Origin of the sequence: Microcoleus sp. OTE_8_concoct_300, assembly GCF_031383065.1 — a bacterium.
Classification (GTDB): Bacteria; Cyanobacteriota; Cyanobacteriia; order Cyanobacteriales; family Microcoleaceae; genus Microcoleus.
This window is the reverse complement of the sequence record NZ_JANMZH010000836.1, coordinates 1-12,622: the sequence shown is the minus strand read 5'-3', so window position 1 is coordinate 12,622 and position 12,622 is coordinate 1. Positions and strand designations below refer to the sequence as shown.

The 12,622-nt window shown below is 46.3% G+C and carries 13 protein-coding genes; 6 read left to right on the top strand and 7 right to left on the bottom strand.

Going from position 1 to position 12,622, the window contains the following annotated elements:
• Positions 1-565: 565 nt before the first annotated feature.
• Positions 566-1,186, top strand: coding sequence for a chromophore lyase CpcT/CpeT (locus tag ACUVJL_RS37125; RefSeq protein WP_445250386.1), 621 nt, complete (start codon positions 566-568; stop codon positions 1,184-1,186).
• A 253-nt stretch (positions 1,187-1,439) separates the two neighbouring features.
• Here ACUVJL_RS37125 and ACUVJL_RS37120 read toward each other — a convergent pair whose 3' ends face one another.
• Together ACUVJL_RS37120 and hemF are read right to left on the bottom strand one after the other, a co-directional pair.
• Positions 1,440-1,802, bottom strand: a complete 363-nt coding sequence (locus tag ACUVJL_RS37120; protein ID WP_006631392.1) for an STAS domain-containing protein — start codon at positions 1,800-1,802, stop codon at positions 1,440-1,442.
• A gap of 57 nt (positions 1,803-1,859) precedes the next feature.
• Complete coding sequence (hemF, locus tag ACUVJL_RS37115; protein WP_445250385.1) at positions 1,860-2,903, bottom strand: oxygen-dependent coproporphyrinogen oxidase; 1,044 nt, start codon at positions 2,901-2,903, stop codon at positions 1,860-1,862.
• A gap of 190 nt (positions 2,904-3,093) precedes the next feature.
• On the opposite strand from hemF, the gene ACUVJL_RS37110 reads away from it, so the two are divergent.
• The 3 genes from ACUVJL_RS37110 to ACUVJL_RS37100 all read left to right on the top strand — a co-directional run bounded on the left by ACUVJL_RS37110 (position 3,094) and on the right by ACUVJL_RS37100 (position 5,755).
• Complete coding sequence (locus ACUVJL_RS37110; RefSeq protein WP_333135227.1) at positions 3,094-4,164, top strand: Mrp/NBP35 family ATP-binding protein; 1,071 nt, start codon at positions 3,094-3,096, stop codon at positions 4,162-4,164.
• 591 nt (positions 4,165-4,755) lie between these two features.
• Positions 4,756-4,947, top strand: coding sequence for an NAD(P)H dehydrogenase subunit NdhS (locus tag ACUVJL_RS37105; RefSeq protein ID WP_332959790.1), 192 nt, complete (start codon positions 4,756-4,758; stop codon positions 4,945-4,947).
• A 139-nt stretch (positions 4,948-5,086) separates the two neighbouring features.
• Complete coding sequence (locus ACUVJL_RS37100) at positions 5,087-5,755, top strand: HAS-barrel domain-containing protein (protein ID WP_445250384.1); 669 nt, start codon at positions 5,087-5,089, stop codon at positions 5,753-5,755.
• 80 nt (positions 5,756-5,835) lie between these two features.
• Here the strand turns inward: ACUVJL_RS37100 and ACUVJL_RS37095 are convergent, their stop codons facing one another.
• The 4 genes from ACUVJL_RS37095 to ACUVJL_RS37080 all read right to left on the bottom strand — a co-directional run bounded on the left by ACUVJL_RS37095 (position 5,836) and on the right by ACUVJL_RS37080 (position 8,755).
• Positions 5,836-6,378 (bottom strand): hypothetical protein, encoded by a 543-nt coding sequence (locus tag ACUVJL_RS37095; protein WP_445250383.1) that lies wholly within the window; start codon positions 6,376-6,378, stop codon positions 5,836-5,838.
• Complete coding sequence (locus tag ACUVJL_RS37090; protein ID WP_445250382.1) at positions 6,375-6,878, bottom strand: DUF4365 domain-containing protein; 504 nt, start codon at positions 6,876-6,878, stop codon at positions 6,375-6,377. Before ACUVJL_RS37090 ends, ACUVJL_RS37095 begins: the two co-directional genes overlap by 4 nt.
• A gap of 162 nt (positions 6,879-7,040) precedes the next feature.
• Positions 7,041-8,300: an RNA-guided endonuclease InsQ/TnpB family protein gene (locus ACUVJL_RS37085; RefSeq protein ID WP_445250381.1), complete on the bottom strand. Its 1,260-nt coding sequence runs from the start codon at positions 8,298-8,300 to the stop codon at positions 7,041-7,043.
• A 212-nt stretch (positions 8,301-8,512) separates the two neighbouring features.
• On the bottom strand, positions 8,513-8,755 hold the full coding sequence (locus ACUVJL_RS37080; RefSeq protein WP_445250380.1) for a helix-turn-helix domain-containing protein: 243 nt from the start codon (positions 8,753-8,755) through the stop codon (positions 8,513-8,515).
• Between the two features lie 122 nt (positions 8,756-8,877).
• Between ACUVJL_RS37080 and ACUVJL_RS37075 the strand changes: the two genes are divergently transcribed.
• Positions 8,878-9,132 (top strand): peptide ABC transporter substrate-binding protein, encoded by a 255-nt coding sequence (locus tag ACUVJL_RS37075; RefSeq protein ID WP_445250379.1) that lies wholly within the window; start codon positions 8,878-8,880, stop codon positions 9,130-9,132.
• A gap of 129 nt (positions 9,133-9,261) precedes the next feature.
• The gene (locus ACUVJL_RS37070; protein WP_445250378.1) at positions 9,262-9,564 is read left to right on the top strand and encodes a Rieske (2Fe-2S) protein; all 303 of its coding nucleotides are present in this window, start codon (positions 9,262-9,264) and stop codon (positions 9,562-9,564) included.
• Between the two features lie 192 nt (positions 9,565-9,756).
• Here the strand turns inward: ACUVJL_RS37070 and ACUVJL_RS37065 are convergent, their stop codons facing one another.
• Entirely contained in the window at positions 9,757-12,621 is a 2,865-nt protein-coding gene (locus ACUVJL_RS37065) for a TIGR02921 family PEP-CTERM protein (protein ID WP_445250377.1), read from the bottom strand.
• Between the last annotated feature and the right edge of the window lies 1 nt (position 12,622).

Sequence of the window (12,622 nt, the reverse complement as noted above, 5' to 3'; positions counted from 1 at the left end):
TTTACTTTTCTGGTTTTGGCTTACGTTAGTTAGCCTAGCTGTGTTTTTCGTGGTGTTCGCCACCCACTAACCATTATTGTTTTCCGACCAGTCGTTTGAGCTTGGTGTCTCATTTGTATCGGCGGTTATTCTACCTGTGGTATAGTATCATTGTATTCTATTTTAAATAGAATGCAATGAAATTTGAAAAATAGATATTGACGCAACTAAACGATTAAAACAAAAGTCGGCAATCAATTAAATCCGTCCTATAAGGACGGGGCTTTTACCCAAATTTCCGGTAAGCGTGTTTCTATGGTTTTCACCCCAAGTAAGTTTTAACAACCCGCACTAATCAGGCGTTTTTCGAGTTTATCACGATTGTTGCTCTCTTCTTTAAAATCTGAAAAAATCTAGATAATTCTAGAAATTTAGGCTACTGTTTTAAACCCCAGTATCTTTACAATCATAGCTTAGCTGGGAGCGCTCATAAATTTAATCTTCTGACTTGCCCAGCCCCGAGTTCCCAAGGCATATCACAATAAGTTTTTACTGTCAAGTCCCACTCCGGAAAAATCAAACAAACATGACAATTTCTCCTGAATTAATAGCTTTAGCCCAGTACATGGCGGGCGAATTTGACAACCGGGAACAAGCGCTAGCGGACCCGGCGTGGTACGTCCACCTTCGTTTGTGGCAAAGACCCCTGCCCATAGCTCTATTTTCCGAACCTAGCATTGCCCTGTTTGCCGAACAAGCCAACATTCTGGAATTAGATAAGCCATACCGCCCCCGTCTAGTGCAATTGAGGCAGGTTAAGACAGCGCCGGGACTTATAGAAGCTCAGTATTATATGTTCAAGGATATCGCAGCCGTCAAAGGAGCCGGTCGCAACCCCGACTTGCTTGGAAAGCTAACGAACGAGCAAATCCAACTCCTCCCCGGCTGCACCCTCTCGGTTGCGGTGCAAAATTTAGCCTCAAACGGCTATCGCTTTCGGGCATCTTTGCCGGAGGGCACTCGCTGCGGCTTTGCCTACGGGGGGCAAAATTACCAAGTAGACTTGGGATTTGAAGCCGCAGGCGAGGAATTTCTTAGCTACGACAAAGGAATAAGCCCCACGACAGGCAAGGCTATCTGGGGAGCTTTAATGGGCCCTTTTAGATTTGTCAAGCGTCAGGATTTTGCTTCTGAGATTTTGGGTTAAAGCAAGAAGCAACAAGAAAGAAGGAAGAAGGAAGAAAGATTGAGTTATCGTCGCGAGAGAAGGCAAGACTTTACCTTGAGGTATTCTTCTACTTCAGTGTTTTGGTGAACGTCCCAACCTTTCAAGAAAGGAAGAAGACAGAAGGAAGCAGGCAAAAATTTACCTGCTTCCTGTTCTTGTGCTGGGTTTCTGCGCGCTTCTGAGTCTCAAGCTTAAATTACCCGCGACACCGCAACAGATACAAAGCAGGTGCTCAACTTGCGCGTGGCACCCCCTCTAGAGCTTCTTCTTCCGTTTCAAATATTTCAAACACAGAATCCATCATGGTGACTTCAAACACCAGTTTGGCTTCTGGATGAACATTGCAAATGCGGAAACTTCCCTTAACTTTATCCGCATCGCGCATACCTGCTACCAATGAAGTCAGACCAGAGCTATCTATAAAGTTAACCTGACCAAGATTCACGACGACATGGCGGCTGAGTTTGGAAATACACTCTTGCAACTTGAGGCGGAATTGCCAAGCTGTAGTGATGTCCAACCGTCCTGTCGGTGCTAAGACGATAACTGTTGTACCGTCTTGAAGCGTGTGGGTTTTTTGATCAATATGAATCACTGACCCTTCCCTCAAATTTATTATCTATCGCGGTGGTTACTGTCCCAGTAGTTTAACTCAGGTCGGTGACTGCTGAGGCATCCAATTCGCCCAATCTTGCGGTTTTAGGAACTTGGAGTAGAGTTCGGCTTCTGGAGAGTTGGGTTCTGGCTCGTAGCAGTATTCCCAGCGTACCAAAGGTGGCAGGGACATTAAAATCGATTCAGTGCGTCCGTTGGTTTGCAAACCAAAGGTCGTGCCTCGATCGTACACCAAGTTAAATTCAACGTAACGGCCGCGGCGGTAAAGTTGGAAATTGCGCTCGCGATCGCCGTATTCTTTTGAGCGGTGCTTTTCAATTATGGGGGTATAAGCCGGCAAAAATGCCCGGCCGCAGTCCTGTACAAAAGCGAACAGCGACTCCCAACTCCTAGGTTCCGGCACCCCGATGTTGTTGCTGCACTCAGCAGCCTTACCTTTGACATTATGGTCGCGGTAAAGCTGGCCTTGAGCGCTTTGGTAGTCAAAAAACAGCCCGCCCACGCCACGGGTTTCTTGGCGGTGGGGGAGGTAGAAATATTCGTCGCACCAGAGTTTAAATGTCGGATAATATCCGGGATGGTGGCGATCGCAAGCTGCTTTCAGAGTTTTGTGAAAATGAGCTGCATCCTCAGCCAAGGGGTAATAAGGAGTCAAATCCACACCCCCCCCAAACCACCAAATCGGCCCTGCCTCAAAATAGCGGTAATTCAGGTGAACCGTAGGCAAGTAGGGATTGCGGGGGTGCAGCACCATCGAAGTACCCGTTGCATAGAAATCGTGACCTGCTGCTTCTGGGTGCTTTGCCAGAATCAAAGCCGGCAAACTTTCCCCCCACACTTGGGAAAAATTCACACCCCCTTGTTCAAACACATCGCCTTCGCGCATGACGCGAGAACGTCCGCCGCCGCCTTCGGATCGTTCCCAAGAGTCCTCCTTAAATTTGCCCAGCCCATCGAGCTGTTCGAGGGATTGACAAATTTCGTCTTGTAGGGTTTTCATAAATTGGCTGACTCTAGCTCTAGAGTCAGCCGGCGGCAAAAACGGGGAAGTGGCGGTTTTAAGTGTTGTAGAAACTGTCATAAAATTTTCTGTCGTCAGATTTTAGTCTTAGATGGGCGATGATTGCCAAATCCAGTCGTCATGTAATTATGCCACCGTAGGTCTGCAAATGATCGCTATGAAGTTACATTAAAAAATAGCAATAAAAATATACTTAAACCTGCGATCGGAAATTCGCTAACCCAATTGCAGAGCTATGGTGGAGAACACAATGCCCAAGATACTCGATGTCAGTTCAGTCTTAGAAATCCTGCGACCCGTGCAAGACCCCGAACTGCAAAAGAGTTTGGTGGAATTGAACATGATTCGTAACATCAAAATTGACGGCGGTGTCGTCAGCTTTACTTTAGTGCTGACAACGCCTGCTTGCCCCCTGCGAGAATTTATTGTCGAAGATTGCCAAAAAGCGGTCAAACAGTTGCCAGGAGTCGAAAAAGTGGCGGTGGAGGTGACAGCCGAGACGCCACAGCAGAAGGGAGTGGTCGATCGCCAAGGCATTGAAGGCGTTAAAAATATTATCGCAATTTCCAGTGGCAAAGGCGGCGTCGGCAAAAGCACGGTGGCGGTAAATGTGGCAGTAGCGCTAGCGCAAACCGGCGCTAAGGTGGGTTTGCTGGATGCGGATATCTATGGGCCCAACGACCCGACAATGTTAGGTCTGGGGGACGCGAAAGTGATGGTTAGGGACGGAAAAAGCGGGGAAAGCCTCGAACCCGCCTTTAATTACGGCGTCAAATTGGTGTCGATGGCGTTTTTAATTGACAAAGACCAACCCGTGATTTGGCGCGGCCCGATGTTAAACGGGATCATTCGGCAGTTCCTCTATCAGGTGAATTGGGGCGATTTAGACTATTTGATTGTCGATATGCCTCCGGGTACTGGAGACGCACAGTTGACAATGGCGCAAGCGGTGCCGATGGCTGGTGTCGTGATCGTGACGACGCCGCAGACTGTGGCATTGTTGGACTCTCGCAAGGGTTTAAAGATGTTCCAGCAGTTGGGAGTGTCGGTGTTGGGAATTGTGGAAAACATGAGCTATTTTGTGCCGCCGGATATGCCCGATAAGCAATACGATATTTTCGGTTCCGGTGGCGGGGAAAAGACTGCTGCTGAGTTGGGAGTGCCGCTGTTAGGCTGCATTCCGCTGGAAATTCCGTTGCGGGAAGGTGGCGATTCGGGGGTGCCGATCGTGGTGGGGCAACCGGGTTCTGCTTCAGCTAGGGAGTTGCGGGCGATCGCGGGCCGCATTGCCGGTAAAGTTTCCGTAGCAGCCTTAGCCTAACTCACATCTTGGATTGTTAATCAGCTTTTGATGGGCGGGCGGGACGCCCACCCCACAAGAAACCTGTTTAGTTTGTGGAACTGGCATCTTGCCTGTTTAGTATGTGGAACAGGCATCTTGCCTGTTTGGTTTGTGGAACAGGCATCTTGCCTGTTTAGTATGTGGAACAGGCATCTTGCCTGTTTTAGCATCAAGTCTCGAGCCAAGAAAAGGTAAACTATAAACAGCAAACATAACATTGAAACAATTGTCAGGAACCTCAGCCTGAAGGCATGAGGCTTGAAAGAGAAATCTGACAAGCCGTTCTGACCAGCCATCGTCTTAACTGACTACGTTTTTTGAGTCACGACACCCTGGAATGCGTAGCTAGTTCCTTGCTCTGTCGCTGAAGGTTAAATAGTTCTAAGGTCACTGGGACAGTGCTTTCAGCCTAACAAGCTCTTAAAACATTGGCGAAGCTAACTTTACTCCGAAAGGAGATTGAGGCAACCATACCTCGCCGGAGGGGCAACCATACCCCTCCACCCCACAAAAGTTTTAACTCAATGTAAAGCCGTCCTTTTAGGACGGGGTTTCTAACCCATATTTCTGATGATTTTTCCAGGTTCGGCAGTTCGAGTTAAAGATAAGGGTGAGATTTACTACACCTATCAAGGACAAGTCCAGCGAGTTAGCGACGGGAAAGTCGCGGTACTGTTTGAAGGCGGCAATTGGGACAAGCTGATCACGTTCCGGCTATCGCAGTTGGAACTTGTGGATGCTACGGCTGGTCGCGCGAAATAGTCAGCGGTCATTAGTCATTGGTAATGGGTAATTTGTAATTGCTAAAGTACCCATTACCAGGCTACTAACTCAAGGTCCTTGAAAAATAGCACAAAACTAATGACTAATGACTGATGACTAATGACTAATCACTAAAATTATGCGTTTACCTTTACCCCAATTTGCTACAAAAGAGCGCCATCCCGATCGCATTGCTGAGGTAATCGAGACGGCAACCTCGGAGTTTTTGGCTCAATGTTTGGAACCGGAAGACTTAAGCTTTCCCGTGATGCCACCTTTTGGGAGTTGGGTGAAGGCCGAGGATGAAGAGTCGAAAAATCAAATTTACGGCGTGGTTTATTACGCTACGACTAGCCCGATCGACTCGGTGCACAGAGCTCGCGCTTTGGGTTTGTCGCTGGAAGAGTTGCGGGAAGAACAACCGCAGATTTTTGCGATGCTCAAAACCGAGTTTCGAGTGGCGATTGTGGGGTTTGAGGCTGCGCCGGAAAGGTTGAACGGTCACGGCCCATCGAGGGGTAAAATTTATCAGTATTTGCCGCCGCGCCCCCCGCAAATTCACCAGGCGGTTTATCGCTGCGAACCCGATGAGGTGATTGATTTTACGGTTCAGTTGGATTTTTTGAGGACGCTGCTGGGGGTGAGTAATGCGCCGGTGGATGCGCTGACGGCGGCGGCGATTCGTGAGATTTATCAGTTGCGGATGCGCGATCGAACTTGGTTAGTGGAAGCGGGCAGGAGTTTGAGTGTTTTGCTGAAGGATGATTACGATCGGTTGCGGGTGATTTTGAGTCAGATTCATCCGTAGGAACTGACTAATAAAGACATTAACCATCTTATGAAAAGCATTCAACCATCGCTCTTTAGTTTAATTATAGTACATTGCATTCATTCCAACCAGGCATCTAAATCTAATGTAAAGTGATGGGTATTTTGCAGTAAAAAAGAGCGACCTTGTTTAACTAAATTGCCTTGACAAATAACCGGAATTCTGGCTTGATAAGCTTTGACTGCCAGTTCGTAGACTGGTTCTGCTAGTTCTAACTGAATGCGCCGCAGCTTGCCAACAATAACGCCTGTCAAAGTTACTTTTCCGGTGGCTGCTCCTTCTTGCAAGTTGGTGACTATGCCTTGAATGGTAATGTTAGGAGCTGATGTCAAGAGATTGCTGAGAATTTCGAGCTGGGAACGATTTTCAGCAATTTCTAGGGTTTGTAAAACTTCAGCCATCCGGCGGGGAAAGTCTAAAAAATCTGGTTTTAATGGTAGCAGAATCTCTAACTCTTCTGAGGTTTCGCTGTGGCGATTCCAGAGAGACGCTTTATCGTCAATTTGTCGCACTTCTTGCCAGCAATGCGTTTCGAGGTAAGTACGCACGATCTCTGGCTGTAGATTTTTGAGAATTTCGGGATCTCGAACGGTGACTATCATAGGGTTTCGCCTGCTTCTATTAGCTGCATGAGGGTGGTAAGAGCTTGTACATTAAAGATATTCTGTCTGGGTATGGAAATTGTAACAGTGGTTTGATTCTGGGTTGGGGGTTGACCTCGCAGAGAAACCCAATAACCGCAATATTTCAGGCAAAGTTCCTGTTGAGATTGGATTAGCCAATTGTCTAAATTGTCGGGTACGACTACAAGGATTAACAGTCGGGGAGTCTGAATATTTTCTACTTTCAAGTCATTGTAGTTCTTGACTTCGAGCGGATATCTAATTGCTTCCTCTCCAATCACATCCCTAGATGTGCATTTTACCTGGAGTTCAAGTCTGGGATATCGAATAATTCCACTTCCTATACCGCCAGCAAGAATGATATCGATGCCGTCAAAATCTAACGGTCTAGCTGCTATCTGGAAGGAGTAGCCAGCCGAGGCAGCAACTGCATAAATATACGCATAACTGAACTGTTCTTTTTGCTGGTTAATGTCCACGATCGCTATTTGTTTAGTCTATCTCAAGCATAACTGGCACGGGAGGATCTCGCTCCTACCTTTGTGTAGCGCCTTAGATGACAATCAGCAACGTTTACAGGAGCATGACTCTCTGACACAATCGGGAGCATGGGAAGAGCAGGTAAAGCCGTTCTGTTAAACCTACCCAAAGCTACCTAAATCTAGATTTAACTGGATATAAGTAGTTTTGGGGTTAACTTCCTGCTTCACCGTAGTCTTAGGATGACTCCTAAGAGGTTTGTCTACTCCACAGGCTGACACGGTAGAACTTACCGCCAAGTCTGAACGACTCGGAATAAATATTCCTTCAAACCATCGTTCAATATTTTTTGCCGCGTTTAAGTCTCTGTCTTCTGTATGACCGCATTCGGGACAGACATAGACACGGTTTTTTAACGGCATCTTATGACGATGCTGACCGCAGTTAGAACAAATCTGAGAACTTGGAAACATCCTATCCACTAGCGTTAAGAAGCTAGAAAACTTCTCGGTTTTATACTCCAACTGACGGCGAAACTCATACATTCCACAGTCAGCAACAGCACCAGCCAATTTATGATTCTTCAAGAATGCCTTAACTGACAAGTCTTCTATCTTGATCTCGCTGTGGTTTTTAGTTAGATAGCTAGTCAATTTGTGTATGGCATCTTTGCGAATATTGCTGATTCTGGCGTGTATTTTACCTAGCTTCTTAACGGCTTTGGCACGATTATTAGAGCCTTTAACCTTACGGCTAACATTACGCTGTAAACGTTTCATGCGCTTATTCATGCGTCTGTAAGCCTTGGGGTTCTTAAACACCTTGCCAGTGCTAGTTACAGCTAATTCTTTGATGCCGATATCAACACCTGTAATCGGTCTATTATCTGCTACCGTCGGCTTCTGTACCTCCTGCTTGATAGCGATAAACCATCGGTCAGCTTGGCGTGAAATGACGCAGTTATGTACGGCTGTAACTGGTAATGGCTCGGCTAATCGCACCCATCCAATAGAAGGAAGTCTGACGCGTTTGCCATCATTTTGTATTTTTGGCTGGGCTTTTGTACCTGCTTCTAGGTAAAAAGAATCATGCTGACCTTTCTTCTTGAATCTAGGCTGTTTAGATGTCTTTCTCAAACATCTATCCCACGCTTGCCGCAAATGGGCCAATGCTTTCTGCGGTACGTTTTTATTAGTTTCGTAATACCAGGGATTAGTAGATTTAACCTCAGCAATCAATTTTTTGTGTAAATCAATTGCTGATGGTAGCTTAACCGACTTGTCATCCTTGCGAAGCTCTAACACTTCTTTGATGTGGGCATTAGCCCAGTTATAAGCATGACGAGCCACACCACAGGCTTTTTTGAATTGTGTAACCTGTTTGTTATTTGGTATCAATGCTGTTTTGAAACTAAGTAACATTGCTCGACCTCCAATGTTTTTCGTTGCCGATCAGCATATACCCATATCTAGCCACTGTCAATATATTTAGGTAGATTTTTGAGAATCTTGTACAGCTTTGGTTACATGATCAAGGCTATCGTTTCGTAAATGTTGCCTAAATAGTCGGCTGTTTGTTGAGTTGATCTTAAGCTTAGGTCGGATGGGAGGATATCGCCCGATCGCCCCTATGATTACTCTTCGAGTTTTTCCTCCAAATCATCTAAATACAAACGAATGAACTCCCCGGCTGCATCGGGATTAATTTGCTGTAATCCCTTGCGAATCTCTAGAACCGCTTCAGATGCCGGATCTCTATTCTCGTTAACCCAACGGTTAATGCTCGATCGTCCAATGCCCATAATCGCTGCCAATTGATTTTGGCTGATGCCATAGGTTTCTAAAACCTGTTTCAGCGCTTTTCCTGCCTTACTCATGGCTTCTATGTTCTCAGAAGCTCACAGCTAAGTAAAGATTGTTGACATTCGTCTACACCGCGGTAAGATAGTCTTGTTGACGATTGTCAGCAATCCACCCTATAAACAACCGGATAATGCTTATGCCGAAAAACTTCCTTGCCAATCCCCCAGGAACCGATACTGCTACAGCGACAGTACCCGTCGCAGAGCCTCCACAACCCGATCGAGAACCCGTCAAAATCCTGCTGATAGGTTCTCCCAAAGCGGTGAGGAGCATCATTCACATCCTTTACTGTTTGGGTTTTGCCTCTGTCAGCGAGTGGAACCCGCTGCAACGAGCCCAAAAGCCGGGTGAAGTTATGAGCATTCTCATGCGTTACCTGCGGCTGAAATAAGATAATCTGGACTTACGCAAAAAGTTGTTTGACACGCTACTGATAGCAGTAAGGTGTGCAACGCGCACCCTACATAATTAGGTTAGGCGTAAGTCCGGATCTGGTTTTTTTTCGGAGCATAAATATTTTATGTGGGTAGAAATAACAGCGCTAAATCAAGTTCCCGAATGGGGTGTCTTGAAGGTAAATGTTGACGAAACTTCAGTGATTTTGAATCGTCAAGGTACGAATGTAACTTGTTACCGCAATGCTTGCACTCATTTAGAATATCCGATCGACATGGGTAAGGTAAGCAGGGGCATCATTACCTGTCCGTTTCATAAGTATCAGTACAAATTAGATACGGGTAAATGTGTGAATGCACCCAGCCATGCCCTGGAATCTTTTCCGGTAAAGATTGAGGGCGATCGCGTTTTTGTCGAGATAAATTAGTCATTAGTAATTAGTCAAGTCCGACAGGGGTTGAAACCTCTGTCTCATAGCTAAAGTCGTCTCAAGACCACTGTAGATTAATATTTGATATCAAGTCCGGCTTAAATACCCCCTCACTCTCTTAGTCTGCGGAGGCAGACTTTGTTTGACAAGGAGCGCTTTCAACCGCGCCCGCGATCGAGGGGGTAACTTTTAGCCTACCATTTTCGCGCGCCGCTGCCGGAGGAAAACCGCCAAAAGCCCGATCGCACCTACCGCCAACAGCAGCCATTCTTCCGGTTCAGGAACCCCCGAAACATTCAGAGGATTATTCGGCTTACTCAACTCCTCCTTACCGGATTCTACCTCTCTGTCAAATCGATCGCTCTTAGCTTCCGCTTGTTTGAGTTGCTCCCTTTGCTCGTCATTAACTAACACAATCATCGAAGAATAAGGCGTCACCACTTTGAAATTTTTAGCCACTGCGTGCATTGCATCCAGTTGCGTCAATTGATTTGAACTTTTCTGCTTGCTAAGTGCCGTTATCAACTGCCGCGCAGCTATCGGTTTAAAGCCTTCATTTCCGGTATCTTTTAACTCTGCGAATGCCGCCGATTTTGCGGTTTTTTTCGGCTGCGGCGTTTTGGCATAACTCCAAACATAGCCGTCAACAACGCTAACTGTAGATTGGCCCGAAGCTGCTGTCGTCGCCACTCGCTGCATCGCCTCTTTCATATCCGTAGCAACTCCGCCGCCGCTATCTTGAATGACCTTTAAAGTTGCGTCGTCATAGCCGGGGGGCAAACCTCCCAAATGCACTGTCCACAGCGGCGCAGAGATGGAAACTTTAGGTTTGCGATCGTCTGACAATTCGTAACTGTGGCGATCGCTCACCAAAAATACAGTATCGTAACTTTTATCGCCCCGCAACTGTGCAAACTGTTGCAGCATATCCTTGAGCTGGATATTACCATAAAATGTCACCTTTGCCGCATCGAAATTGCGTAAATCTTCCACAAACTTAGGTGGCATTCCCGCAGCGCTGGCGACATACAAATCAACAGCATTTTTGCCTGCTGCATTCGTTTTCAACCATTCAAAAGTCTCTTTTACTTCCTTCATTTGGGCCGCCATGCTGCGGGAAGTATCGAGAATAACTGCCAATTGTTTGCCTTGCGGTAGCGAGTAATTTGCATCAGCCAGCGGCTTAGCCGAAATAATATTTCCTCCCGGTAGAACCGCCTGCTGCGCTGTTAGAGGTTGCTGTGCGACTGCGGGCAAAAAGGGTGGCAGCCAAGTTTCTCTTGCTTCTTTCCCGCTGTATTTGGCCTCTTTCCCAGCAATCGTGCGGCGAGTATTTTGGTTCCAAAAAATGTTGCGTTTTTCAGCCAAAACAGGCATAGCCCAACCCTGCGGCTGGCGAATGACTTTGTAAGTAAGCCACAGGTGCATTTCCTTTGGTCCGCCCGTTTGGGTAGATTCTCCTTTAACTGGGATTGGAAAAGCCCGCAAGCGGTATTGTTTGGGGCCAATTTGTTCTAGCAAAGCCGGATCAACTCTTTCTACTACCTGTTGATTGTAGACTTGTTGGGCTGCACCGCGAGGCGATACCGTAAATACAAAACGTTTGTTTAAATCGCCAGTATCGCCCAGCCAAACTCCTGTAACTGCGGCGCTTTCCGGCAGCGAAAAGTAGTAGAATACTTCTTGCAAGTTCGGCGTTTGATTTTTGTAAACTTCGTAGAGTTGAACGTCAGCCCAGTCGCCGTTTTCTTTGACTGTCACTTCTTGCGAGTGCAACCATACTTTTTCCTGATTGACATTCAGCAAACCAGCTTTAGCTTCTTCCCGGTTTGAGGTTGACTGCACCGCGTGTTTTACTGCTTCTGTGTCGCCTTTTTGCAGTTGCGTATCGAAGAATTCGCCGTAGAGTTTTTCGGCTTTTTTTACATCAGCACTAGAGCCTTGATACAAAAACGGCGACATGAAAAAATTATAGCTGTTCTGCACAGTTTTAGCCGCTCCGTCAGGCAAATCCAAACTATTTTTGTATATCTCATAAATGTGGTTGTTTTCTCCCACAGTGCTGAGGTAGCGGTAAGGAGACAAATAAGCGTTAACTAAGCCCGATCGAATTATATCAGACTTGGCTAATAAAGTTTGGCGAACCGTGTCATTTGCGGGGGGAGTCGCCAGCATTTTCATTACTGCAACTTGTGGCTGCTGCTGCAAAGCCGAGAAAATAGCCAGCCAAGCTGCTATGACTCCCAAACTTCCGATTAGCGCTTTATTTTTCCCGTATTGGGCAGCAAAACTCTGCCATATTTTCCGCGCGGAATGAATGTATAGAAAGCCGTACAGCGAAGGCATGACAACGAACAAGCTACAGGTTAAACCAAACAATATAAAGGATAGCGGTATCCAAATTAAACCCCAGACCCACTCCCCGTATCTAAAGATATCCCAAAATTCTGATACCCATGTAAACTTGAAAAATTCAATGACTATAGTGAAGAATCCATAAAGTATAAACAATGCCACAGGTACAGCGTAATACATCAGCAATGTTGCCGCCCAAATGCCAACTACTAGCATTAAACTGTGGCATCCTAATTGCAGCCACGAACTTCGCTTTTCTCCGATTAACCTGAAAAAACGAGGCTGTTTATTATGGGAAGTTTGAGAATCTGAGATATTGTGAACATTTTCTTTTTTACCCAGATATCCGTACAGCATTTCCACTGAAAATGCTGCAATGCACAAAGCAATAGTAGCGATGATTTGATAACTAGCTGGGGTGAGTTCTCGCAGCAGGAACAAGCGGAGCAAACACAGCAAGAATAGCGGTGCTTCTACGCCGTAAAACCAACGCATTAGCTCTAGGGGTTGCTTGCTAAAACGCCTAGCTCCTATTACTGTACATACAGTCGGTACTGCTATCGTAGCTGCCATCGTCAAAGAAAACTCTAGCGGGATGATGCCATCGATTGTCGCCAGAATTAATGTCACTCCTATAACAGGCAAAATTCCCAAGTAAACAATCGATAAAAATGTTAAATTCCAGACCCAAAAAATTATT